This is a genomic window from Pseudomonas sp. MWU16-30323 (genome assembly GCF_020515595.1).
Taxonomy (GTDB): domain Bacteria; phylum Pseudomonadota; class Gammaproteobacteria; order Pseudomonadales; family Pseudomonadaceae; genus Aquipseudomonas; species Aquipseudomonas yamanorum.
Genome location: NZ_JAIWYM010000002.1, coordinates 80,113 through 105,050, shown reverse-complemented (window position 1 = coordinate 105,050; position 24,938 = coordinate 80,113). Strand labels below are relative to the sequence as shown.

At 61.6% G+C, this 24,938-nt stretch carries 21 protein-coding genes; 11 read left to right on the top strand and 10 right to left on the bottom strand.

Annotated features, from left to right (window positions below; translation table 11 throughout):
• Nucleotides 1-100 precede the first annotated feature (100 nt).
• The 4 genes from LIY45_RS03390 to LIY45_RS03375 form a co-directional block, all read right to left on the bottom strand.
• On the bottom strand, nucleotides 101-1,069 hold the full coding sequence (locus tag LIY45_RS03390) for a FecR family protein (protein WP_226475333.1): 969 nt from the start codon (nucleotides 1,067-1,069) through the stop codon (nucleotides 101-103).
• Nucleotides 1,066-1,584, bottom strand: coding sequence for an RNA polymerase sigma factor (locus LIY45_RS03385; protein WP_026077837.1), 519 nt, complete (start codon nucleotides 1,582-1,584; stop codon nucleotides 1,066-1,068). The genes LIY45_RS03390 and LIY45_RS03385 overlap by 4 nt, the downstream gene beginning before the upstream one ends.
• A gap of 261 nt (nucleotides 1,585-1,845) precedes the next feature.
• Nucleotides 1,846-2,553, bottom strand: coding sequence for a 3'-5' exonuclease (locus tag LIY45_RS03380; RefSeq protein ID WP_226475332.1), 708 nt, complete (start codon nucleotides 2,551-2,553; stop codon nucleotides 1,846-1,848).
• A complete protein-coding gene (locus LIY45_RS03375) occupies nucleotides 2,550-4,472 on the bottom strand; it encodes a putative nucleotidyltransferase substrate binding domain-containing protein (protein ID WP_032868389.1) in 1,923 nt (640 codons plus the stop codon). Before LIY45_RS03375 ends, LIY45_RS03380 begins: the two co-directional genes overlap by 4 nt.
• Nucleotides 4,473-4,718: 246 nt before the next feature.
• Between LIY45_RS03375 and LIY45_RS03370 the strand changes: the two genes are divergently transcribed.
• Entirely contained in the window at nucleotides 4,719-5,165 is a 447-nt protein-coding gene (locus tag LIY45_RS03370) for a response regulator (RefSeq protein WP_226475331.1), read from the top strand.
• Between the two features lie 63 nt (nucleotides 5,166-5,228).
• Here the strand turns inward: LIY45_RS03370 and LIY45_RS03365 are convergent, their stop codons facing one another.
• Nucleotides 5,229-7,406 carry a malate synthase G gene (locus tag LIY45_RS03365; RefSeq protein WP_226475329.1) on the bottom strand — a complete coding sequence of 726 codons (2,178 nt, stop codon included), beginning with the start codon at nucleotides 7,404-7,406 and terminating at the stop codon, nucleotides 5,229-5,231.
• A gap of 420 nt (nucleotides 7,407-7,826) precedes the next feature.
• Between LIY45_RS03365 and LIY45_RS03360 the strand changes: the two genes are divergently transcribed.
• Nucleotides 7,827-8,345, top strand: coding sequence for an ACT domain-containing protein (locus LIY45_RS03360; RefSeq protein ID WP_010167442.1), 519 nt, complete (start codon nucleotides 7,827-7,829; stop codon nucleotides 8,343-8,345).
• A gap of 222 nt (nucleotides 8,346-8,567) precedes the next feature.
• On the opposite strand, the gene rarD is transcribed toward LIY45_RS03360, so the two are convergent.
• The 5 genes from rarD to LIY45_RS03335 all read right to left on the bottom strand — a co-directional run bounded on the left by rarD (nucleotide 8,568) and on the right by LIY45_RS03335 (nucleotide 14,242).
• On the bottom strand, nucleotides 8,568-9,452 hold the full coding sequence (gene rarD, locus LIY45_RS03355) for an EamA family transporter RarD (RefSeq protein WP_226475327.1): 885 nt from the start codon (nucleotides 9,450-9,452) through the stop codon (nucleotides 8,568-8,570).
• A 107-nt stretch (nucleotides 9,453-9,559) separates the two neighbouring features.
• On the bottom strand, nucleotides 9,560-10,534 hold the full coding sequence (locus LIY45_RS03350; RefSeq protein WP_017476395.1) for a serine/threonine protein kinase: 975 nt from the start codon (nucleotides 10,532-10,534) through the stop codon (nucleotides 9,560-9,562).
• Between the two features lie 178 nt (nucleotides 10,535-10,712).
• Nucleotides 10,713-12,611: a PhoX family phosphatase gene (locus LIY45_RS03345; RefSeq protein ID WP_226475326.1), complete on the bottom strand. Its 1,899-nt coding sequence runs from the start codon at nucleotides 12,609-12,611 to the stop codon at nucleotides 10,713-10,715.
• A gap of 71 nt (nucleotides 12,612-12,682) precedes the next feature.
• On the bottom strand, nucleotides 12,683-13,447 hold the full coding sequence (locus LIY45_RS03340; RefSeq protein WP_226475325.1) for a TOBE domain-containing protein: 765 nt from the start codon (nucleotides 13,445-13,447) through the stop codon (nucleotides 12,683-12,685).
• 57 nt (nucleotides 13,448-13,504) lie between these two features.
• Nucleotides 13,505-14,242 carry a ComF family protein gene (locus tag LIY45_RS03335; RefSeq protein WP_226475324.1) on the bottom strand — a complete coding sequence of 246 codons (738 nt, stop codon included), beginning with the start codon at nucleotides 14,240-14,242 and terminating at the stop codon, nucleotides 13,505-13,507.
• Nucleotides 14,243-14,332: 90 nt separating this feature from the next.
• On the opposite strand from LIY45_RS03335, the gene bioB reads away from it, so the two are divergent.
• The 9 genes from bioB (at nucleotide 14,333) to LIY45_RS03290 (ending at nucleotide 24,885) form a co-directional block, all read left to right on the top strand.
• Nucleotides 14,333-15,388, top strand: a complete 1,056-nt coding sequence (gene bioB, locus LIY45_RS03330) for a biotin synthase BioB (RefSeq protein ID WP_063026704.1) — start codon at nucleotides 14,333-14,335, stop codon at nucleotides 15,386-15,388.
• Nucleotides 15,389-15,541: 153 nt separating this feature from the next.
• Nucleotides 15,542-16,720: an 8-amino-7-oxononanoate synthase gene (bioF, locus tag LIY45_RS03325; RefSeq protein WP_226475323.1), complete on the top strand. Its 1,179-nt coding sequence runs from the start codon at nucleotides 15,542-15,544 to the stop codon at nucleotides 16,718-16,720.
• Nucleotides 16,713-17,444, top strand: a complete 732-nt coding sequence (locus LIY45_RS03320; protein ID WP_226475322.1) for an alpha/beta fold hydrolase — start codon at nucleotides 16,713-16,715, stop codon at nucleotides 17,442-17,444. Before bioF ends, LIY45_RS03320 begins: the two co-directional genes overlap by 8 nt.
• A complete protein-coding gene (bioC, locus tag LIY45_RS03315; RefSeq protein WP_226475321.1) occupies nucleotides 17,437-18,246 on the top strand; it encodes a malonyl-ACP O-methyltransferase BioC in 810 nt (269 codons plus the stop codon). Before LIY45_RS03320 ends, bioC begins: the two co-directional genes overlap by 8 nt.
• The gene (gene bioD / locus LIY45_RS03310) at nucleotides 18,243-18,923 is read left to right on the top strand and encodes a dethiobiotin synthase (RefSeq protein WP_226475320.1); all 681 of its coding nucleotides are present in this window, start codon (nucleotides 18,243-18,245) and stop codon (nucleotides 18,921-18,923) included. The genes bioC and bioD overlap by 4 nt, the downstream gene beginning before the upstream one ends.
• Before the next feature lie 107 nt (nucleotides 18,924-19,030).
• On the top strand, nucleotides 19,031-19,312 hold the full coding sequence (locus LIY45_RS03305; protein WP_017476386.1) for a hypothetical protein: 282 nt from the start codon (nucleotides 19,031-19,033) through the stop codon (nucleotides 19,310-19,312).
• A gap of 340 nt (nucleotides 19,313-19,652) precedes the next feature.
• On the top strand, nucleotides 19,653-21,458 hold the full coding sequence (locus tag LIY45_RS03300) for a phenylacyl-CoA dehydrogenase (RefSeq protein WP_008434376.1): 1,806 nt from the start codon (nucleotides 19,653-19,655) through the stop codon (nucleotides 21,456-21,458).
• A gap of 262 nt (nucleotides 21,459-21,720) precedes the next feature.
• Nucleotides 21,721-23,010, top strand: a complete 1,290-nt coding sequence (locus tag LIY45_RS03295; RefSeq protein ID WP_026077836.1) for a GGDEF domain-containing protein — start codon at nucleotides 21,721-21,723, stop codon at nucleotides 23,008-23,010.
• Between the two features lie 90 nt (nucleotides 23,011-23,100).
• A complete protein-coding gene (locus tag LIY45_RS03290) occupies nucleotides 23,101-24,885 on the top strand; it encodes an acyl-CoA dehydrogenase C-terminal domain-containing protein (RefSeq protein WP_226475319.1) in 1,785 nt (594 codons plus the stop codon).
• Nucleotides 24,886-24,938 lie beyond the last annotated feature (53 nt).

Below are 24,938 nucleotides of genomic sequence, written 5' to 3'. Positions count from 1 at the left end.
GCGAGATGCAAAAAGTGATAGGGCCGAATGAAAATAATTTCTATTAGTGGGTGAGTGCTGTTTTTGAGGGCCTCATCGCAGGCCTATGCACCACAGGAGCCTACGGCTTGGGCGCCACCGTCACCCACCACGGCGTGTGTTGTTGAATCTGCACCGGCAAGGTCGGCAGCAGTGCATTCAGCGCCAGGTTGGTGTCGTGCAGCGGGAAGCTGCCGGTGATGCGCAGGTCGGCCACCTGTTTATCCACACCCAGGTAGCCGGTGCGGTAGCGGCTCAGTTCCTCAACCACGTCGCCGAGGCGCGCGTTGTCGACCACCAGCATGCCGCGTGTCCAGGCGTCGGTGCCGGGGCTGACAGCCAGCATCGGGCCGAGGCCGTCGCGGCGCATCAGGACTTGCTGGCCTTCCTTGAAGATCTGTTCCTGACGCAGTGTTTCAGGCTGCGCGCCGACGGCCGACTGCAACACGCTGAGGCGCGTGCCGTCGTCTTCGCGCTTGACGATAAACCGCGTGCCCAAGGCGCGCAGGCTGCCTTCGCGGGTTTCGACAAAAAACGGGCGGGCGTCGTTGTGGCCGGTCTCGACGAGGATCTCGCCTTCCTGCAACACGATCAGCCGGCGTTTCTCGTCGAAGCGCACGTCGATGGCGCTGTGGGTATTGAGGTTGATCACCGTACCGTCCGCCAGCTTCAGGGTGCGCTGTTCGCCGGTGGCGGTGCGCTGGTCGGCCAGCCAATAGTTGAGCGGCACGTAGCGCTGGCCGGCGAAGAGCACCAGGCCGCACACCAGCACCACACTGGCCAGGCCGCTGCCGAGCTTGCGCACGCGCTTGCGAATGCCTTCGCGCGATTGCAACAACGCCGCACGGGCCGGGCCCGAGGCCACGCTGAAACGCTGATCGAGCGTGCCCAGTTGGCGCCAGGCCCGGGCGTGTTCTTCATTGCTGGCCAGCCATTTGGCGAACTCTTCCTGTTCCACGGCGCTGCCGTCGCCCGAATCGAGGGACAGTTGCCAGGCAATGGCGGCGTCAAGCACCCGTGCCGAGACCGGCTTGGAACTGACCGGGCTCACAGGGGCTCGCCATACAGGGCGATGTAGCACTGGCGAATGCCTTGGGCCAGGTATTGCCGTACCCTAGGCACGGAAACCCCAAGACGCTGGGCGATTTCGGCGTGGCCCATGCCATCGAGGCGGCTATGGAGGAAGGCCGCGCGGGCTTTGCTCGAGAGTTTGCCCAGCAGGCGGTCGATGGCCTTGAGGTCTTCGAGGATCAATTGCTGCTCTTCAGGAGACGGGTGTTCGCTTTCCGGGATCAGCATCAGCTCGGTGAGGTAAGCCTGTTCCAGGGCGGCGCGGCGGAAGTAGTCGAACAGCAGGCCCTTGGCGATGGCCACGAGAAATGCCCGCGGCTCGCGGGGCTCACGCAGTTCTTCACGGCCCAGCAGGCGCATGAAGGTGTCCTGGCTCAGGTCTTCGGCACGGCTGGGGCAGGCCACATTGCGTCGCAGCCACGCCAACAGCCAGCTGCGATGGTCGCGGTATAACGCGCCAACAAGCTCACTGTGGGGACTTTGCATGGACGACAAGGCGACACCGATCGGGAAGTTTAAACTAACGAGAATTATTCGCGATTGTGGCAGAGGCGTCGTACGGGTGCAATTGGCGTTGGTCGGGCGGCGGCGTAATGATATCTATCATGATGATGCCGCTTACTGTGGCGAGGGAGCTTGCTCCCGCTCGGCTGCGCAGCCGTCGTAATCCAGGCAGTGCCTTTATTCAGTTGGAAATGGGTTGGCTGGTTTTGGGGGCGCTTCGCACCCCAGCGGGAGCAAGCGCCCTCGCCACCATTAGAATGAGGGCGCTTGCTTGCGGCGTTTCCATTGGCTCAGCCGGTCTTGCAGGGCCTTGGGGGTGTCGATCTGCTGCTGCCGTGCGCGGCTGAACAAGATCAGCATCAGTTCCGCCGTCGCCAACGCATCTGCACTGGCGTGGTGACGCTCGCCCACCTGCAGCTTGAAATGCGTGATCCAGTCATCCAGCCCCGCCTCGCGGATGTTGGCGTCGGGGCACAGCAGTGGGGCGATGTCGGCCACGTCCAGGAACGGGTGGTTCAAGCGGTAGCCCAGGCTGTCCTTGAGCGCCCGGCACAGCATGTGTTGATCGAAGGGCGCATGAAACGCCAGCAACGGGCTGTCACCGACAAACGCCATGAAGTCCATCAGCGCTTCCGCCGGATCACTGCCCGCCGCGATGGCACTGGGGCCCAGGCCGTGGATCAGCACGCTGGGGCTGAGCTTGGTCTCGGCCCGTTGCAGGGTGCGTTCGAACAGCTGGGAAAAGTCCACCGCGCCGTCTTCGATCACCACCGCGCCGATGGAAAGCACTTGGTCTCGATTGAGGTTCAGGCCGCTGGTTTCCAGGTCCACTACTACCCAGCGCTGGTCCCGCAGCGAACCGTCACTCAGCTCCCGAGGTTTGGGCAATTGCTCAACCCGCCGCTGTTGCGCTGCGTCCAGGCCAGGTTTGGGTTTGCGCAGCCAGCCAAACAAGCTCACAGCTGATACCGCAGGGTCAGGCTGCTTTGCAGGCGTTGGGCCTGACGCAGGGATTCGCGCAGGATGCGCCGGTCCAGGTGGTTGAGGCTGTCGGGGTCGACCCGGTTGGAGTAGGGCAGGTTCTCGCGGGTTTGCAGTTGGTGCTGTTGCATGCGGGTTTGCTGGATGAAATGGTAGGCCTCTTCATAGGCTGCACCGTCGAGGCGCTCGATGACTTCCTTGGCCACCAGTTGGCGCAAACGCTCCAGGGTGTTGATGGCGCTGATACCGTTGGCCAATGCCAGTAGCCGGGCACCGTCGACAAAGGGTGTGAGGCCTTGCACCTTGAGGTCGAGTGTCGCCTTGTCGGCGCCTTTGCGCGTCAACACAAAATCCCGGAAACGCCCCACCGGCGGGCGCTGGCGCAACGCGTTTTCGGCCAGCATGCGCTGGAACAAACGGTTGTCCGCCACTTGGTCGAGAATGCCCTGGCGCAATTGCTCGCACCCTTGCTCATCGCCCCAGACCACCCGCAGATCAAAATAGATGCTCGAACCCAGCAGGTTCTCCGGCGTCGCCTCACGGATAAACCCGGCAAAACGCCGCGCCCATTCGGCCCGGGACAGGCACAGCTCAGGGTTGCCGGCCATGATGTTGCCCTTGCACAGGGTGAAGCCGCACAGCGCCAGGCTCTGGTTGATCTGCTGTGCCAGGGGCAGCAGGCGGCCACGAATCTCGGCGGCTTCGGCGGCGTCCTTGGCTTCGAACAGAATGCCGTTGTCCTGGTCGGTATACAGCGTCTGCTCGCGGCGGCCCTCGCTGCCGAAACACAGCCAACTGAACGGCACGCCGGGGTCGCCCTTGTCAGCCAGGGTCAACTCGATGACGCGGCACACCGTGTGGTCATTGAGCAAGGTGATGATGTGGGTGATCTGCGTGGACGACGCACCGTGGGCCAGCATGCGCTCCACCAACTGGCCGATTTCGCCGCGGATCGCCACCAGGTTCTCGACCCTGGGCGCATTGCGAATGGTGCGCGCCAGGTGCACCAGGTCTACCCGTTGCAGGGAAAACAGATCGCGCTCGGACACCACGCCACACAGACGCTGATCCTTGACCAGGCACACGTGGGCGATATGCCGTTCGGTCATCGCGATCGCGGCGTCGAAGGCGCTGTGGTCCGGGGTGAGGAAGAACGGCGCCTGGGTCATGTGGCGCTCGATGCCCTGGTTGAAATCGCTGGTGCCGTCGGCCACCACCTGGCGCAGGTCCCGCAGGGTGAAAATCCCCAGGGGCGCCTTGTGTTCATCCACGATCACAATGCTGCCCACTTGCTGCTCGTGCATTTGCGTGACCGCTTCTCGCAGCGGCGTCAGCGGGCTGCAGGTCACCGGGTGGCGCATGGCCAATTCCCCCAGGCGGGTGTTCAGCGAGTACTGCGTGCCGAGGGTTTCCACGGCCTTTTGCTGGACTTGCTGGTTGACCTGGTCCAGCAGGCTGCTCACCCCGCGCAACGCGAAATCGCGAAATACACTGGAAAGGGCGAACAGCTTGATAAAGGCCGGCTTGTTCAGTTGCAGGCAGAAGGTGTCTTCGGCGGCTTTATGTTCGGTGCGGGTCGCCCGTTCACCCAGCAGTGCTGCCAACGGAAAACATTCACCAGTGGTGATTTCAAAGGTGGTTTCGGCTGAATCCGGCCGCTCGCCGACCACACGGCCCTGCTTGACGATGTAGAAGTGTTCCACCGGCCCGCCCGAGGGCTTGAGGATGCTCTCGCCGGGGGCATAGAAGCGCAATTGGCACTGCTCTACCAGAAACCCCAGGTGGGTGTTTTCCATCTGGTTGAACGGCGGGAAGCGTTGCAGGAATTGCAGGGTGCCGTGGATGTTCTGCAACACAGCGGTTTTCCCCGCTTGTGTGAAAGCATCAGCTTTACTCATACCTATGACCGCAGTTTTTTTGTCGTTATCGTGCCCCATGGTCGACTCCTGCGCTGCGGGTGCCCATTGGACGTAAGTCTAGGTAGCGATTCGCCCTCACTGACTAGGGAAAAACCTTACATGAATATCGTCCAAACCCCGTAGAACGCCCACTAGGCAAACTTTCCGACGAAGTGCACATTGTTCGCCCCTCCGGCGATGTCTGACTTCTGTGCTGGGAGATTGTTTAGAACTGCCGAGAAACGTATGTCCGACCACGATATTTTGAGTGACGCCGAGCGCGAGGCCCTGAGCGCGGTTATGCAGGAGCCTGATTTACCGCCACAACGGGTTTTGATCGTGGATGACGACAAGGACGCGCGTGAACTGTTGGCGGAAATTCTTGGCTTGGACGGTATTCGCTGCATGACCGCCGACAGCGGCGAGGCGGCATGGGACTTGTTGAGCTCCAGCAGCTCCATTGGCTTACTGATCACCGACCTGCGCATGGCACCGAGCAACGGGCTGCAACTGATTCGCCAGGTACGCGAATCCCACCGGGCGGCGCTGCCGATCATCATCATGTCGGGGGACGCTGAAGCGCCGGATGTGATTGATGCGATGCATTTGAGCGTGGTGGATTTTTTGCTCAAGCCCATTGATAGCGCGAAGCTGGCGAAGATGGTGAAGCGGGAGTTGGGGATGGCGCAGTAAAACCCCGTTCCCAAAAAAAAGCCCTGATCGAAAGATCAGGGCTTTTTCGTTTCTAGCGCTTACTCACAGACCATTCTTGGCCTTGAACTCCCGACGCCGACGGTGCAACACCGGCTCGGTGTACCCGTTCGGTTGCTTGGTCCCTTCAATCACCAACTCCACCGCTGCCTGGAATGCGATGTTGCTGTCGAAATCCGGAGCCAGCGGGCGATACAGCGCGTCACCGGCGTTCTGACGGTCCACCACCGGCGCCATGCGCTTGAGGCTTTCCATCACCTGGGCTTCATTGACGATGCCATGGCGCAGCCAGTTGGCGATGTGCTGGCTGGAGATACGCAGGGTGGCGCGGTCTTCCATCAGGCCAACGTCATTGATGTCCGGCACTTTCGAACAACCCACGCCCTGGTCGATCCAGCGCACCACGTAACCGAGGATGCCCTGGGCGTTGTTGTCCAGTTCGTTGCGGATTTCTTCGTCAGACCAATCGGTATTCTGGGCCAGAGGAATGGTCAGGATATCGTCCACCGACGCGCGTTCGCGCTTGGCCAACTCGGCCTGGCGGGCGAATACGTCAACCTTGTGATAGTGCAGCGCGTGCAGCGCAGCCGCCGTTGGCGAAGGAACCCACGCCGTGTTGGCACCGGCCAGCGGGTGGGCAATTTTCTGCTCGAGCATGGCGGCCATCAGGTCGGGCATCGCCCACATGCCTTTACCGATTTGTGCGCGGCCTTGCAGGCCGGTGCTCAAGCCGATATCGACGTTCCAGTTTTCGTAGGCGCCGATCCATTTCTCAGCCTTCATGGCGGCCTTGCGCACCATCGCGCCCGCTTCCATGGAGGTGTGGATTTCGTCGCCGGTACGGTCGAGGAAGCCGGTGTTGATAAACACCACGCGCTCACTGGCCGCCTTGATGCAGGCCTTGAGGTTGACCGTGGTGCGGCGCTCCTCGTCCATGATCCCGACTTTGAGGGTGTTGCGTGGCAGCTTCAGCACGTCTTCGATGCGACCGAACAGCTCGTTGGTGAACGCGGCTTCTTCCGGGCCGTGCATCTTCGGTTTAACGATGTACACCGAACCTGTACGGCTGTTCTTGCGGCTGGTGTTGCCGTTGAGGCTGTGGATCGCCGACAGGCTGGTGAGCAGGCCGTCGAGAATGCCTTCCGGCACTTCGTTGCCGTCTTTGTCGAGGATCGCGTCGATGGTCATCAAGTGGCCAACGTTGCGCACGAACAGCAGCGAACGACCGTGCAGGGTCACTTCCTTACCGTCGGCGCCGGTGTAGACGCGGTCGGCGTTCATGGTGCGGGTAAAGGTCTTGCCACCCTTGGCGACTTCTTCCGACAGGTCGCCCTTCATCAGGCCGAGCCAGTTGCGGTAGATCACCACCTTGTCATCAGCATCGACGGCGGCGACGGAGTCTTCGCAGTCCATGATGGTGGTCAGGGCGGCCTCCATCAGCACGTCCTTCACGCCGGCGGCATCGGTCTGGCCGACCGGGGTGCTGGCGTCGATCTGGATTTCGAAGTGCAGGCCGTTGTGCTTGAGCAGGATGGCAGTCGGCTTGGCAGCGTCGCCCTGGTAGCCGATCAACTGCGCATCGCTACGCAGGCCGCTGTTGCTGCCGCCCTTGAGGCTGACCACCAGCTTGCCGTCGACGATCTTGTAGCCAGTGGAGTCCACGTGGCTACCGGCTGCCAGTGGCGCGGCTTCGTCGAGGAAGGCGCGGGCGAAGGCGATGACCTTGTCGCCACGCACCTTGTTGTAGCCTTTGCCTTTCTCGGCGCCGTCGGCTTCGCTGATGGCATCGGTGCCATACAGCGCGTCATACAGCGAACCCCAGCGCGCATTCGAGGCGTTGAGGGCGAAACGGGCGTTCATCACCGGCACCACCAACTGCGGGCCGGCCATGTGGGCAATTTCTTCATCGACGTTTTGGGTCGAGGCCTGGAAATCCGCGGCTTCTGGCAGCAGGTATCCGATATCTTGAAGGAAGGCTTTGTAGGCCACCGCGTCGTGGGCCTGGCCGGCGTGTGCCTGGTGCCAGGTGTCGATCCGCGCTTGAAAATCGTCGCGTTTGGCGAGTAGGGCTTTGTTCTTCGGCGCCAGGTCGTGGATGACCTTGTCGGCACCGGCCCAGAACTGGTCGGCGGTAATGCCGGAACCAGGAATGGCTTCGTTGTTCACGAAGTCGAACAGGACTTTGGCGACCTGCAGGCCACCGACTTGAACGTGTTCAGTCATTGCTTGCCTCACTCTGCGGAGCTTATGCGCTTTTCAGCTTTTCAATTTACCAATGAAGCCTCTGGCCATGTAAACCGTGAACACGCTGCACCAGTACATGCCGTTGAAGGCGGCTGGGCGGGCTGCGTCGCGGTGCGTGGTTGCCTTGGCAGACATCGACCTAACGTTATGTAGTGCGCGATTGGGCATACTACATGATGAGTTGCGGTTGTGAAAATTAGACTAAATACGTCGTTTAGCGACCCACTTTGGTCGTACGGTCACAGTGGGGTACGGGATGTTCTCAAAAAACTATTGGATTGTTCCAGATAAATATAAAAATGGTACACGATTTGTTTTCGTGGCTACCTGAGTCCACCTTGGTAGGTACGAGGGGAACGCCTGGTTCCTACCTGATTTTCATAAGAAGAGGACGACACCATGGACCATCTGGTACTGACTGTCATCGCCCCGGACAAACCTGGCGTGGTCGAACGCATCGCCCAATGCATCGCGTCCCACGGCGGCAACTGGCTGGAAAGCCGCATGGCGCACATGGCTGGACAGTTTGCCGGGATCTTACGGGTGAGTGTGCCGGCGGAAAATCGTCTGGATTTGATAGGTGCGCTGGAAGACTTGTCCACCCACGGCATTCGCGTGCTGCTGGGCGAAAGCAGCTCGGTCGCTGCCAGTGAGTCGCAACCGATCGCGATGGCGCTGGTGGGCAATGACCGGCCGGGGATTGTTCGCGACATCACCGCGCTGCTCAGCAAGCAGGGCGTCAACCTGGAGCGTTTGATCACCGACGTGCGACCGGCCCCCATGAGCAGCGACCTGCTGTTCCATGCCGAAGCCTTGCTGGCGGTGCCTTTGACACTGCCGTTGGAAACTTTGCAGGCGGCATTGGAAACCCTGGCAGACGACCTGATGGTGGAACTGGAGCTGCGCAGCGAGGAATAGTTGCCCACAAGGTTATGCATGGAAATCTTGCATGGGCCTGTGGATAACCTGTAGAGACCCGCGCCCAGCCCAGGCGGGCCGCGGCTCTTCGCTGGCTGAGCAAAAAACGAACAGTTTCAAGGGCTTGTGCACAAACGCCGGGGATCAGGCTGTGGATAACCTTGGGGTGAACGCCTGCAAGCCACGCCGGCTGTGGCTTGCAGGGGGTTGTTCGTTATTTGATCAGTTTTTCCGTACGGTCAGCCAGGCGTCGAGGCTGTAAACCACCAGGCCGGCCCAGATAAAGCAGAAAGCGATCAACGTGGCCGGCGCCAGGTGTTCGTTGAACAACAGCACCGCTTCCAGCAGCACCAGGGTCGGCGCCACGTATTGCAGGAAGCCGAGGGCGGTGTAAGGCAAATGCCGCGCGGCTGCGTTGAAACACACCAGCGGGATCAGTGTCACCGGGCCAGCGGCCACCAGCCACCACGCTTCGGACGTGCTCCAGAACGCCATCTGCGCACTGTGGGCGGACGGGTTGAACAGCAGCCACGCGATGGCAATCGGCACCAGCATCCAGGTTTCCACCACCAGCCCGGGCAGCGCCTTGACCGGCGCCTGCTTGCGGATCAAGCCATAGAAACCGAAGGTGGCTGCCAGGACCAGGGACACCCACGGCAAGCTGCCGACCTGCCACACCTGTTGTGCCACGCCCACTGCCGCCAGGCCCACGGCCACCCATTGCAGGCGGCGCAGGCGCTCGCCCAGGATCACCATGCCCAGCAGCACGTTCACCAGCGGGTTGATGTAGTAACCGAGACTGGCCTCGAGCATGCGGCCACTGTTCACCGACCACACGTAGGTCAGCCAGTTGGCCGCGATCAAGGTGCCGCTCAGGGCGAGGATCGCCAGGCGCTTGGGGTTGTCCCGCAGTTCTCGGAGCCAGCCCGGGTGTTTCCAGACCACCAGCAGCAAACTGCCGAACAGTGCCGACCACAGCACACGGTTGACGATGATTTCTGCGGCGGGAACGCTGGCGATGGCCTTGAAGTAGATCGGGAACAGGCCCCAGATGACGTAGGCACTCAGGCCCAAAATGTACCCGCGACGGGGGTTGGCGGCTTGCATGCAGAATCCTTGCTTAGGCAGCTAACAAAGCCGCGATTGTAAGGATATTTGTCAGCGGATGTGTGTTGAAAGTGTAGGGCCCAAGGTCAGGGCCCAGACGGCAGGGATCAGAACAGCTTCAACGGTTCTTCGTTGAGCGCCGACAACTGTTCACGCAATGCCAGCACCTGGTCGCCCCAGTAACGTTCGCTGCCAAACCACGGGAAGCTGTGGGGGAATGCCGGGTCGTCCCAGCGCCGCGCGAGCCAGGCGCTGTAGTGCATCAGGCGCAGGGCGCGCAGCGGTTCGATCAGGGCCAGTTCGCGCGGGTCGAAGTCGTGGAATTCCTGGTAGCCGTCCATCAGTTCCGACAGCTGCCCCAGGCATTCCTGACGGTCACCGGCGAGCATCATCCACAGGTCTTGAACGGCAGGGCCCATGCGGCAGTCGTCGAGGTCGACGATGTGGAACATCTCGTCGCGGCACATCATGTTGCCGGGGTGGCAATCACCGTGCATGCGGATGTTCTTGTGGGGCGTGGCCTTGTAGACCTCTTCCACACGCTTGAGCAGGTCGCGGGCGACGGACTCGTAGGCCGGCAGCAGGCTGCGAGGAATGAAATTGCCTTCCAGCAGGGTGTTCAGGGAGTCGTGACCGAAATTCTTCACGCCCAGGGCTTCGCGGTGTTCGAAGGGGCGGGTGGAACCGACCGCGTGCAGGCGGCCGAGCAATTGGCCCAGGCGATACAACTGATCGAGGTTGCCCGGCTCTGGCGCGCGGCCACCCCGGCGCGGGAACAGGGTGAAGCGGAAGCCGGCGTGTTCGAACAGGCTTTCGCCGTTGTGAATCATCGGCGCCACCACCGGCACGTCGCACTCGGCCAGTTCGAAGGTGAAGCTGTGTTCTTCGAGGATCGCTTCGTTGGTCCAGCGCTGAGGCCGGTAGAACTTGGCGATCAACGGCTCGGAGTCTTCGATGCCGACCTGGTACACACGGTTTTCGTAGCTGTTGAGCGCGAGGATGCGGGCGTCGCTGAGGAAACCGATGCTTTCGACAGCGTCGAGCACCAGGTCAGGGGTCAGTGTTTCAAACGGGTGTGCCATGCGAACTCCTGCGCGCAGCAGGGCGCCGCGTCCGGCCGGGTATGGTAACGCACCCAGGGTTGGATAGGTGGTGACTGTTCTGATGCCTTCGCGAGCAAGCCCGCTCCCACATTTGACCGCATTCCAAAGCCAGGACTCGGTTTAATGTGGGAGCGGGCTTGCTCGCGAAGAGGCCTTATCAGGCGCCGACGATCCCGCCATCATCCCGACGAATCGCCATCACCGAGGACCGTGGCTTGCCATTCGGCAGGTGCTCCGGCCAGGTCGAACCACCGGTTTCCCCAGGATGCTGAATCCCCACGAACAGGGTTTTCTGGTCTGGCGAGAAGCTGATCCCGGTCACTTCACAGGCCACCGGCCCTACCATGAACCGGCGAATTTCACCGGTCGACGGGTCGGCACACAGCATCTGGTTGTTACCCATGCCGGCAAAGTCGCCACCGTTGCTGTAGTCGCCATCGGTCAGGATCCACAACCGCCCGGCCTTGTCGAAGCCCAGCCCATCCGGGCTGTTGAACATGTTCTGCGGGTTGATGTTGGACGAGCCGCCCTTTGGCGTCCCGGCATGCACCGCCGGGTTGCCGGCCACCACAAACAGGTCCCAGCTGAAGTCCGGCGCGCCATGGTCGTTGGCGTTGGCCTTCCAGCGCAGGATCTGCCCGTAGACGTTTTTCTCCCGCGGGTTCGGGCCGCCGACGGGCTGACCGTCTTCGCCGCGCTTGGCGTTGTTGGTCAGGGTGCAATACACCTGGCCGTCGGTGGGGCTGACCACGATCCATTCCGGGCGGTCCATGCGGGTGGCTTTCACCACGCTGGCGGCCAGGCGTGCGTGGATCAGCACTTCGGCCTGGCTGGCGAAACCGCTGTTGGCGTCGATGCCGTTCTTGCCGTAGGCCAGTTCGACCCATTGGCCCTGGCCCTTGGGATGGTCGGCATTGCCGTCGCCCGCGTCGAAAATCGCCACGTACAAGGTGCCGTGGTCCAGCAGGTCTTTGTTGGCCTTGGGGTTCTTGTGATTGATCTTGTCGCGGCTGATGAACTTGTAGATGAACTCGCCGCGTTCGTCGTCGCCCATGTACACCACGGCGCGGCCGTCGCGGGTTTCCGCCAGGGCGGCGTTTTCGTGCTTGAAGCGGCCCAGGGCGGTGCGTTTGACCGGCGTGGATTGGGGGTCGAACGGGTCGATTTCCACCACCCAGCCATGGCGGTTGAGTTCGTTGGGGTTCTTGGCCAGGTCGAAGCGCGGGTCGTGGGGGTGCCAGTTGATGTCTTTGCTGGCGGCCACTACGCCGTAGCGTTTCTGCCCGGCGTCGAAGGTCTGTTGCGGGTTGCTGCTGCCGAAGCAGTCGGTGAAGTTCTCTTCGCAGGTCAGGTAGGTGCCCCACGGGGTCTTGCCGTTGGCGCAGTTCTGGAAGGTGCCGAGGACTTTCTTGCCGGTTTTGTCGGCGCTGGTTTTCAGCCAGGCATGGCCCGCTGCGGGGCCGCCAAAGCGGATCGGCGAGTTGCCGTGGATACGCCGGTTGTAGCGCGAGTCCTGGACGAACTGCCAGGTGTCACCTTTACGCCGTACTTCAATCACTGACACACCTTCGCTGGCCAGCGCCTTGCGCACGTCTTCTGCCGATTGCGGGGCGCCGCCGTGGGCGTAGAGGTAGCGATAGTTGGTGTATTCGTTGTTGATCGCCATCAGCGCGCGGTTGTCGTCACCGGGGAAGGCAAACAGGCTCATGCCGTCGTTGTTGTCGCCGAACTGTTGTTCCTGGGCCTTGGCGGTGCCGTTGCCGCTGGGGTCGAAGGCCGGCGCGTTCTTGTGCAGCGGCTGGCCCCAGCTGATCAGTACCGAGGCGCTGTAGCCGGGCGGCAGGGTGATGGTGTCGCTGGTGGCTGCGGCGATGCTGGTGAAACCCAGCAATGGGCTGTTCGACGCGGCGTTGACGGCCAGGGCGCTGCGGGTCAGCAGGTTGCCGCCGAGGAACATCGCCGCACCGCACAGTGCGCCGGCGCCGATAAAACGCCGGCGGGTGAGGCCGACCATCTGTTCCAGGTCGGTGGCTTGGTTTTCTTCTAATAGGCTCATTTCAGGCTCCCTGCGGGTTTTTGCAGACACCTTAGGGAGCGGTCGTGACGAAATTGTTGCAGTTTGAAGCGTTACACCGGGGTGCCCAGCAGCACGTTGCTGGGGGAGAACTGCACCTTCACCTGCCTGCCTTCGGTGGCATTGATCTGCACAAGTGCGTCGGGCCGGGCCAGGGCACACAAAACCTGGCCATTGGGCAAAGTGATACGGACTTCGCTGGGGCCATCATCGGCGTCGAGAATCGCCTCGATTTTTCCTCCCAGGCAATTGTGTCCAGGTGTTGCTGACTGCGAGGCGGCCAGCACTTCAAGCCAGCCAGCCTTGATCAGGGCCACCACCTCGGTGCCGGTCTCCAGCTCCAGATGCAAAGTACTGTCGTGGGTGATCTGTGCATCCAGGCTCAGCCCGCCGGCCAGTTCCAGGCGAATCAGGTCGTTGCGGCCATGGCTGTCGATGGCCATGACCTTGCCGTGCAACTGATTGCGCGCGCTGGTGCGCAGCATCAGGCGGCCCAGCAGGTTGAAGTCGCTGGCGTCTTCGGCGGAATCCAGCACCTGGGCTTGCAGCACTTGCAGACGCTGGTAGAGGCGCAATACCCGTTCGCCTTCTGCCGTCAGCTTGGCGCCGCCACCGCCCTTGCCGCCGACACTGCGTTCCACCAGGGGCTTTTGCGCCAGGTTGTTCAGCTCGTCGATGGCGTCCCACGCGGCCTTGTAGCTCAAGCCCGCGCTCTTTGCCGCGCGGGTGATGGAGCCCTGTTCGGCAATGTGTTGCAGCAACGCAATGCGTTGGGGGCGGCGGACGATGTGTTGGCTCAAGAGGGTTGGCAGGGACATGGGGACACGCTTCGATGGAATGGGCAGACGTTGCGGGCAGGGCGCCTTGGAGTCAAGTCATGTGCCGGGCTTGGGCGTGCGGGCCAGGCAATACACATCCACCTGTCGGGCGCCGGCGTCCGTCAATAGGCGGGCCAGGCTGTTGGCGGTGGCGCCGGTGGTGAGTACGTCATCGATCAGCGCCAGGTGTCGGCCTTTGATTTGCGCACCGTCCGCCAAGGCAAAGGCTTGGAGCAGGTTGCGCTGGCGGGTCTTGGCGTCCAGGTCCTGTTGCGCCACCGTTTCATGAGGCCGTAACAGCAGATGCTCATCGTAGGCAATGTTCAGGTCCTTGCTCAGCCAGCGCGCAAGCATTTCCGCTTGGTTGTAGCCTCGTTCCCGCAGACGTTTGCGAGCCAGGGGCACGGGCAGCAGGCAGTCGGGGCGCGTCAGCTGCGCATCGTCATAACGGTGTTGCAGAAACTGCCCCAGCAGGTGCGCCAGCAAATGGCCCAGCGGCCATCGGGCCTGATGCTTGAAGCGGCTGATCAGGCTGTCGATGGGAAAGCTGTAGGTCCAGGGTGCAACCACCTGTTTAAACGCTGGTGGTCGCTTCAGGCATTGGCCGCACACCAGGCCCGACATGGGCAACGGCAGCGCGCACACTTCGCAATGATCCATCAACCAGGGCAGTTCGGTTTCGCAGGTGTTGCAGATGGAATGGGCGGTTTCGCTGCTTTCATCACAGACTAAACAGGTTTGGTTGCTTTTTAACCAGATGTAAACCTCGTGTTTCTTATCGAGTTGACAGTGCATGAATCTTCCTTAAATATGCCGAGCATCCGTGTCGTGCCTGTGGGTATTACTTTCCGCAGGGCTTGCCAAAGCATAATCAAGGAATCGCCCATGAGCGCCAGCATCACTGCCAACCTGCGTCACGATTGGTCTTTAGCCGAAGTCAAAGCGTTGTTCGTGCAGCCCTTCAACGACCTGTTGTTCCAGGCGCAGACCGTGCACCGCGCGCATTTCGACGCCAACCGCGTCCAGGTTTCCACGCTGCTGTCGATCAAGACCGGCGCCTGCCCGGAAGATTGCAAATATTGTCCGCAGTCGGGCCACTACAACACGGGCCTGGAAAAAGAGAAGCTGATGGAAGTGCAGAAGGTCCTCGAAGAGGCCGCCCGCGCCAAGGCCATCGGTTCGACCCGCTTCTGCATGGGCGCCGCCTGGAAACACCCGTCGGCCAAAGACATGCCCTACGTGCTGGAGATGGTCAAAGGTGTGAAAGCCATGGGCCTGGAAACCTGCATGACCCTCGGCCGCCTCGACCAGGACCAGACCGAAGCCCTGGCCCAGGCTGGTCTCGATTACTACAACCACAACCTCGACACGTCGCCGGAGTTCTACGGTTCGATCATCACTACCCGCACCTACGCCGAGCGTTTGCAAACCCTGGCCTACGTGCGTGATTCGGGGATGAAGATCTGCTCCGGCGGCATCCTCGGCATGGGCGAGTCCCTGGACGACCGCGCCAACCTGCTGATCCAGTTGGCCAACCTGCCGGAGCATCCGGAATCGGTGCCGATCAACATGCTGGTGAAGGTTGCCGGCACGCCGTTGGAAAACGCCGACGACATCGACCCGTTCGACTTCATCCGCATGCTGGCAGTGGCGCGCATTCTGATGCCGCAGTCCCATGTGCGGCTGTCGGCCGGGCGTGAGGCGATGAACGAGCAGATGCAGGCCCTGGCGTTTTTTGCCGGTGCCAACTCGATTTTCTACGGCGACAAACTGCTGACCACCGCCAACCCGCAGGCGGACAAGGACATGCAACTGTTCTCGCGGCTGGGCATCCTGCCGGAAGCCCGCGAAGAGCACGCCGACGAAGTGCACCAGGCGGCGATCGAGCAGGCGCTGGTGGAGCAGAAGAGCAGCGAGCAGTTCTATAACGCGGCTGTTTGATAAGTCCACTTTGGAATGCCATCCAAATGTGGGAGCGGGCTTGCTCGCGAAGGCGGTGTGTCAGCCAATACATAAGCTGACTGATCCACTGCTTTCGCGAGCAAGCCCGCTCCCACATTTTTGACTGCGTTCATCCTGATCTACCGAGGTCTCATGTCTTTCGATCTCGCCGCGCGTCTTGCGGCTCGTCGTGCCGAACACCTGTATCGCCAACGTCCATTGCTGCAGAGCCCTCAAGGCCCTGACGTGGTGGTCGATGGCCAGCCGTTGCTGGCGTTCTGCAATAACGATTACCTGGGCCTGGCCAATCACCCGCAAGTGATTGAAGCCTGGCGCGCGGGCGCTGCTCGCTGGGGTGTCGGTGGCGGCGCTTCGCATCTGGTGATTGGCCACAGCACGCCGCACCATGAACTGGAAGAAGCCTTGGCCGACCTGACTGGCCGCCCGCGGGCGCTGTTGTTCACCACCGGTTATATGGCCAACCTCGGCGCGGTCACGGCGCTGGTGGGGCAGGGCGATACGGTGCTGGAAGACCGTCTCAACCATGCCTCGCTGCTGGATGCCGGTTTGCTCTCCGGTGCACGCTTCAATCGTTACCTGCACAACGACGCGGCCAGTCTGGCCAAGCGCCTGGAGAAGGCCACGGGCAATACGCTGGTGGTCACCGACGGCGTGTTCAGCATGGACGGCGACCTGGCTGACCTGCCGGCGCTGGCCCGTGAAACCCGGGCCAAGGGCGCATGGCTGATGGTGGATGACGCCCATGGCTTCGGGCCTTTGGGCGCCAACGGTGGTGGCATCGTCGAGCATTTCGGTTTGAGCCAGGAAGACGTGCCGGTGCTGGTAGGCACCCTGGGCAAGGCCTTCGGTACCGCCGGCGCATTTGTGGCGGGCAGCGAAGAGCTGATCGAAAGCCTGATCCAGTTCGCCCGCCCGTATATCTACACCACCAGCCAACCGCCGGCACTGGCCTGCGCCACGCTGAAAAGCCTGGAATTGCTGCGCACCGAGCATTGGCGGCGGGAGCATTTGAATGGGCTGATCCGCCAATTCCGCCAGGGTGCCGAGCAGATTGGCCTGGAGCTGATGGACAGTTTCACGCCGATCCAGCCGATCATGATTGGCGACAGTGCCCGTGCCGTGCGTTTGTCGCAGATGTTGCGTGAGCGTGGGCTGATGGTGACGGCGATCCGGCCACCGACCGTGCCAGCCGGCAGCGCTCGCCTGCGGGTAACCCTGACGGCGGCCCACAGCGAAGCCCAGGTGCAGCTATTGTTAAACGCATTGGAAGCGTGTTTCCGCTTGTTAGGCCAGGAGCCCGACCATGCGTGATCGACTGGTATTGCTGCCGGGTTGGGGCCTTGGCGTGTCACCGCTGGAACCGCTGGCGGCGGCGTTGCAAGGGCTGGATGAACACTTGCGGGTGCACATCGAACCCTTGCCGGTGTTGGCCACCAGCGACCTCGACGAATGGCTCGACGAACTGGACGCCAGCCTGCCGGACAACGCCTGGCTGGGCGGCTGGTCCCTCGGCGGGATGTTGGCTTCGGCGCTTGCAGCGCGCCGGGGTGATCGTTGCTGTGGTCTGGTGACCTTGGCCAGTAACCCGTGTTTTGTCGCCCATGATGGCTGGCCGAGCGCAATGCCCGGCGAAACCTTCGATGCGTTTCTCGCCGGGTGCAATGCCGATTCCCAGGTCACGCTCAAGCGCTTCGGCCTGCTGTGCGCCAAGGGCGCGGAAGACCCTCGTGGGCTGGCGCGGTTGTTGGTCAGCGGGGCGCCGAATACGCCTTCGCCGGTCTTGATGACGGGCCTTGAGTTACTCGCTCAACTGGATACCCGTGAGGCGTTGCTGGCTTTTCGCGGCCCGCAATTGCATCTGTTTGCCGGCATGGACGGCCTGGTGCCCGCCGAGGCAGCCAGTGATCTGCTGACGTTGTTGCCCGATGTTGAAATCGGCCTGATTGAACAGGCCGGTCACGCTTTTCTACTGGAGGACCCCCACGGTGTGGCGGGGGCCATCCAGGCTTTTTTGCATGAGTGCGGTGATGACTGATTTGTCCCATGTGCTGCCCGGCGGCTTGCCAGACAAGCGTCAGGTAGCGGCCTCCTTTTCCCGCGCCGCCGCCAGTTACGACAGCGTTGCCGAGTTGCAGCGTGCGGTGGGCAGCGAGCTGTTGCGGCGTTTGCCCGAAGGTCTTTCTCCACAGCGCTGGCTGGACCTGGGCAGTGGCACGGGCTATTTCAGTCGTGTACTGGGCCAGTCATTTCCGGATAGCCAGGGTTTGGCCCTGGATATCGCCGAGGGCATGCTCAACCACGCCCGGCCCTTGGGCGGCGCGCAGCACTTTGTCGCTGGCGATGCCGAGCGCTTGCCGTTGCAGGACGCCAGTTGCGGGCTGATTTACTCCAGCTTGGCGGTGCAGTGGTGCTCGGATTTTGCAGCTGTGCTCAGTGAAGCGCGTCGTGTGTTGCAGCCCGGCGGTGTGCTGGCGTTTGCCAGCCTGTGCGTGGGTACGCTGGATGAGTTGCGCGAAAGCTGGCGCGCGGCGGATGGCATGGTTCATGTGAACCGCTTCCGGCCGTTCAGTGCTTATGAGCAGTTGTGCGCGGCCAGCGGCTTGCAGGTGCGTAGCCTGGAGCAGCGTCCCCACGTGTTGCACTACCCCGACGTGCGCAGCCTGACCCACGAACTGAAAGCATTGGGTGCGCACAATCTGAACCCGGGGCGCCCCGGAGGCTTGACGGGCCGGGCGCGGATTGTTGCACTGGTGCAAGCCTACGAGCAGTTCCGCCAGGCCCAGGGCCTGCCGGCGACTTATCAAGTGGTGTACGCCGTCCTGGAGAAACCTCTATGAATGCCGCTTACTTCATCACGGGGACCGACACTGATGTCGGCAAGACCACCATCGCCGCCGGCCTGCTGCATGCCGCGCGGCAAGCCGGCAAAAGTACCGCCGCGGGCAAACCGGTGGCCTCGGGTTGCCAACTGACGCCCAAGGGCCTGCGCAATTCGGATGCCCTGGCGTTGCTGGCCGAGTGTTCGCTGCCCTTGACCTATGCCGAGGTCAATCCGGTGGCGTTCGAGCCGGCCATCGCGCCGCATCTGGCAGCCCGCGAAGCCGGTGTGGCACTGACGGTGCAGTCGTTGTTGAAGCCGATGCAGCATGTGCTGGCCAAGCAGGCAGACTTCACCTTGATTGAAGGCGCGGGCGGTTGGCGTGTGCCCTTGGCGGATCAGGACAATCTGTCGGACCTGGCCCAGGCGCTGAAGTTGCCGGTGATTCTGGTGGTGGGTGTGCGACTGGGTTGTATCAGTCACGCGTTGCTGACCGCCGAAGCCATCGCCCGGGACGGTTTGCCGCTGGCAGGCTGGGTGGCGAATATCATCGATCCGAAGACCTCTCGTCTGGAAGAAAACCTCGCGACCCTGGCGGAGCGACTCCCCGCGCCATGCCTGGGAAGGGTGCCCAAGCTCAAGCATCCCAGCGCCGAAGCGGTCGCCGAGTACTTGCAACTGGACCTGCTTGACTAGTTTTGCCTATCAATAAGGCATTATGCCATTAGTGTTTTTAACGGGCCTTTTGCCGGTATGTCTGCTTCAATGAGGTTTCACGATTCTCTTTCAGGCAGGTTCACGCCATGGAAATCTCTGGTAGCAGTGCGTTTTACTCGGGACTGAGCGCCATTCAGACCGGGCAGAACCGTGTCGACCAGGCCGCCGGCAAGATCGCCAGCGCCGCCACTACCCAGCCTTCGGACGCGCAAAATGATCGTTTGCGTTCGGTAGAGGCCAATCAGGCCAGCAACTCGGCGAGCAATATGGTCGAGATGGCCCAAGGCAAGTTCCAGGTCGAGCTGGGCGCCAAAGTCGCCAAGGCTTCCGACGAAATGCTCGGTACGTTGATCGACACCTACGCATAACCCCCCCCCTCTTATGGCGCGAGCTGGCTTCTCTGTGGGAGCTGGCTTGCCTGCGATAGGGTCACCTCGATCCTCCTGATACACCGCGGCGCCCGCATCGCAGGCAAGCCAGCTCCCACATTGATCTTCACCGCTCAATAATCTTTTTTCACCCTGAATCGTCATGCGGCATTTCGCTGCAGGCCTTGCCGTGCCTGACGTTGACCTGCGTCATGACAAACGGCATTTGCACGACGCTTGACAAGGATTGGTCGTAAACGTATGTTTCAAACAACTGTTTGACCGCTACAGCAATCCACGCGGTTGTTCATCCCAGATACATCAGCAGAGGTTTATCGCTATGCCTGACTACAAGGCCCCCTTGCGTGATATTCGCTTCGTTCGTGACGAACTGCTCGGCTATGAAGCGCACTATCAGAGCCTGCCGGCTTGCCAGGACGCTACCCCGGACATGGTTGACGCCATTCTCGAAGAAGGTGCCAAGTTCTGTGAGCAGGTACTGGCACCGCTGAACCGCGTGGGTGACATCGAAGGTTGCACCTGGAGCGAGTCAGGCGTTAAGACCCCTACCGGTTTCAAAGAAGCCTACAAACAGTTCGTTGAAGGCGGCTGGCCAAGCCTAGCCCACGACGTGGCGCACGGTGGCCAAGGCCTGCCGGAGTCCCTGGGCCTGGCAGTCAGCGAAATGGTCGGCGAAGCCAACTGGTCGTGGGGCATGTACCCCGGTCTGTCCCATGGCGCGATGAACACCATTTCCGAGCACGGCACCCCGGAACAGCAAGAGGCTTACCTGACCAAACTGGTGTCGGGCGAGTGGACCGGCACCATGTGCCTGACCGAACCGCACTGCGGCACCGACCTGGGCATGCTGCGCACCAAGGCCGAGCCTCAGGCGGATGGCTCCTACAAGGTTTCCGGCACCAAGATCTTCATCTCGGCCGGCGAACACGATATGGCCGACAACATCGTCCACATCGTGCTGGCTCGCCTGCCGGACGCGCCGGCTGGCACCAAAGGCATTTCGCTGTTCATCGTTCCCAAGTTCGTACCGAACGCTGACGGCTCGATTGGCGAGCGCAACGCGGTGTCCTGTGGTTCCCTGGAACACAAGATGGGCATCCACGGCAACGCCACCTGCGTGATGAACTTCGACGCGGCCACCGGTTTCCTGATCGGCCCGGCGAACAAAGGCCTGAACTGCATGTTCACCTTTATGAACACCGCTCGCCTGGGTACCGCGCTGCAAGGTTTGTCCCACGCTGAAATCGGCTTCCAGGGCGGCCTGAAATATGCTCGCGACCGCCTGCAAATGCGCTCCCTGACTGGCCCGAAAGCGCCGGACAAGGCGGCCGACCCGATCATCGTGCACCCTGACGTGCGCCGCATGCTGCTGACCATGAAAGCCTTCGCCGAAGGCAACCGCGCGATGGTGTACTTCACCGCCAAGCAGGTTGACGTGGTCAAGTACGGCACCGACGACGAAGCCAAGAAACAGGCTGATGCACTGCTGGCGTTCATGACCCCGATCGCCAAGGCGTTCATGACCGAAGTCGGTTTTGAGGCCGCCAACCACGGCGTGCAAATCTACGGCGGCCACGGTTTCATCGCCGAGTGGGGCATGGAGCAGAACGTTCGCGACAGCCGTATTTCGATGCTGTACGAAGGCACCACCGGCATCCAGGCCCTCGACCTGCTGGGCCGTAAAGTGCTGATGACCCAAGGCGAAGCGCTGAAGGGCTTCACCAAGATCGTCCACAAGTTCTGCCAGGCCAACGAAGGCAACGAAGCGGTACAAGAATTCGTTGCACCGCTGGCGGCACTGAACAAAGAGTGGGGCGAGTTGACCATGAAGGTCGGCATGGCAGCCATGAAGGACCGTGAAGAAGTCGGCGCCGCCTCGGTGGATTACCTGATGTACTCCGGCTACGCCTGCCTGGCCTACTTCTGGGCTGACATGGCTCGCCTGGCCGCCGAGAAACTGGCTGCCGGCACTACCGAAGAAGGCTTCTACACCGCCAAGCTGCAGACTGCGCGCTTCTACTTCCAGCGCATCCTGCCGCGGACCCGCACCCACGTTGCAACCATGCTGTCGGGCGCCAACAACCTGATGGACATGAAAGAAGAGAACTTCGACCTGGGCTACTAAGCCTCGGCGAGTTCATTTCAAACGCCGCCGCTCCTTCGGGAGCGGCGGCTTTTTTTTGTTCCCATGCTCCGCGTGGGAATGCAGCCTGGGATGCTCTGCGTCCCGCTCCACGCCACTCAATAAAAAACCACAGCGCAGCACTCAGGGATTGCGCCGCTCGGCCGTTAAAGTGATGGCAATGTGATACGCATCACATCGAATGTGCTTAACTGTGATCAGTGAAGGCACTGTGCCATCTTTTTAGTGGGTCGGAGCTTTACCCTTGCCACGCGTGTCTGCTTTACGGTTCAGTCATTTTTTACCTTCACTGCTGTTGCTGATGGCGGGGCTCTCGGCTGCGTACGTGAAGGACCTCAATGTGTTCTTCACCTCACTGTTCAATGTGCTGCCGACCCTCGTGTTGCTGCTGGGCGGTTCGTACTGCGCGGTCTATCGCCGCCAGCGCGAGCTGTTCCTGATGATCACGGTGTACGTGGTCTACTTCCTGCTGGACACCCAGACCGATTATTACCGCGACCACGGCCATGTTCGGGAAGACGCGGCAGTGGTCTTCCATCTGTGCTGCCTGTTGTTGCCGCTGCTGTTCAGCATCTATGCGCTCTGGCAGGAAAAAACCCACCTGTTTCGCGACTTCATCGCACGATGCGCGGTGTTGTTTGCGGTCGGCAGCGTGGCGTTGGCCCTTGAGCAAAGTTTCCCCCAGGCCGTGTTGAGCTGGTTGGCCGAGATTCGCTGGCCCGCCTTGCATGGCCGCTGGATGAGCCTGATCCAGTTGTCATACCCGATGTTCCTGATTGGCTTTGTGACGTTGGCCGCGCAGTACTGGTACCAGCCAAGGCCACTGCACGCCGCGCAACTGGTGGGCTTGCTGGGGTTGTTCTGGATGTTGCCGCAGACCTTCATCCTGCCGTTCACCCTGAACATCATGTGCAGCCAGGTGATGCTGATGATTGCCGCCGGTGTGGCCCACGAGGCTTATCAAATGGCCTTCCGTGACGAGCTGACCGGGCTGCCGGGCCGGCGCGCGCTCAACGAACGCATGCAGCGGCTGGGGCGCAACTACGTGCTGGCCATGGGCGACGTTGATCACTTCAAGCGCTTCAACGACACCCATGGGCACGACGTGGGCGACCAGGTACTGCGCCTGGTGGCCAGCAAGCTGTCCAAGGTCAACGGCGGAGGCCGGGCTTATCGGTATGGCGGCGAAGAGTTTGCCGTGGTGTTCGCCGGCAAGACCCTGGATGAATGCCTGCCGCACCTGGAAGAGATCCGCGAAATCATCGCCAACTACGACATCAAGTTGCGTAACCCCGATCGTCCCAACGACGACCAGCAAGGCCGGCAACGACGTGCAGGCAGTGGCGCGTCCAGCGTGTCGGTGACGGTCAGCATCGGCGTCGCCGAGCGCCAGGCCGAGCAGCGCAGCCCTGAAGAAGTGCTCAAATCTGCCGACCAGGCGCTGTACAACGCCAAGGGCGCAGGGCGTAACTGCGTGGTCGCTTCGGGGCAGACCCGCCGCGGCGCGGTACGTATGGACAGCGCTGCCGGTTGAGTGATGGCGGTGTATTCAGCGGCCCTACAGTGATTGTCCGGTGGGCTGTGGGGCAGTAGGTTGAAGGTATCTGCTGCCGGAGACATTGCCATGCCTGACTATAAAGCTCCCCTGCGCGACATGCGCTTTCTGATCGATCACGTCTTTGATTTCCACAGCCACTACGCGGCGCTGGGTGCGACTGACGCCAGCCCGGACATGGTGGGCGCGATCCTCGAAGAGGGCGCCAAGTTCTGTGAAAACGTCCTCTCGCCGCTGAACCGCTCCGGCGATGAAGAGGGCTGCCATTTCGACAACGGTGTGGTGACCACGCCGAAGGGCTTCAAGGAAGCCTTCGCGCAGTACGTGGAAGGCGGCTGGCACGGTTTGGCGGCAGACCCGGCCTACGGCGGGCAGGGCTTGCCAATGTCCCTCGGCCTGGTACTCGCGGAGATGATCTCCTCCAGCAATACGTCCTGGGGCATGTACCCCGGCTTGACCCACGGTGCGATGTCGGCGATCCGTGCCCATGGCACTGAAGAACAGAAAAACACCTACCTGAGCAAACTTACCGCCGGCCAGTGGACCGGCACCATGTGCCTGACCGAAGCCCATTGCGGCACCGACCTGGGGCTGATCAAGACCCGCGCCGTGCCTCAGGCAGATGGTAGCTACGCGATCACCGGCAGCAAGATTTTCATCTCGGCCGGCGAGCACGACATGAGCGAAAACATCATCCACCTGGTGCTGGCCAAGCTGCCGGACGCGCCGGCCGGGACCAAGGGCATTTCGCTGTTTATCGTGCCTAAGTTCCACGCCGACTCGGGTGAACGCAATGCGATGGCTTGCGGCTCGATCGAACACAAGATGGGCATCAAGGCTTCGGCCACCTGTGTGCTGAACTTCGATGGCGCCCGGGGCTTCCTGATCGGTGAGGCGAACAAAGGCCTGAACTGCATGTTCACCATGATGAACCATGCACGCCTGGGCACCGGCATGCAGGGCCTTTGCCTGGGTGAAGCGAGCTTCCAGGGCGCGATCAAGTACGCCAACGACCGCTTGCAGATGCGCTCGCTTACCGGCGCCAAGGCCCCGGAAAAAGCCGCCGACCCAATCATCGTCCACCCGGATGTGCGGCGCATGTTGCTGACCATGAAAGCCTTCAACGAGGGTAACCGGGCGTTGACCTACTTCTCCGCGCAGTTGCTCGACACCGCGCACTTGAGCGACGACGAAGGTCAGCGGCAGGAAGCTGAAGACCTGTTGGCCTTCCTTACGCCGATCTGTAAAGCCTTCATGACCGAAACCGGGCTGGAGGTGACTAACCACGGCATGCAGGTGTTCGGTGGCCATGGCTTTATTCGTGAGTGGGGCATGGAGCAGTTGGTGCGGGACTGCCGGATTGCGCCGATCTATGAAGGGACCAATGGCATCCAGGCGCTGGATTTGCTCGGGCGCAAGGTGCTCGGTAGCCAGGGCAAGCTGCTGCGTGGTTTTACCAAGATCGTCCACAAGTTCTGCGCGGCCAATGCCGAGCATCCGCAACTCAAGGCCCACGTGGCGCAACTCAACGAGTTGAACCAGCAATGGGGCGAACTGACGGTCAAGGTCGGCATGGCAGCCATGAAAAACCCCGATGAAGTCGGCGCTGCAGCCTTGGATTACTTGATGTACAGCGGCTATATCATCCTCGCCTACTTGTGGCTGCGGATGGCGCTGGTGGCACAAGAGCAGTTGGAAAGCGGCAAGGGTGATGCCGATTACGCCCGGGGCAAGCTGGCCACCTGCGAGTTCTACTTCAAGCGTCTGCTGCCACGTACGCGCGCGCATCGGGCGGCGGTGGAGGCGGGGAGTGAGTGCCTGATGAGTCTGCCGGCGGAGCTGTTTGCGCTTTAGTGACCGTAAAATACTTGTTGGTCACAAGCAGACCCTATGTGTCACAAAAGTTG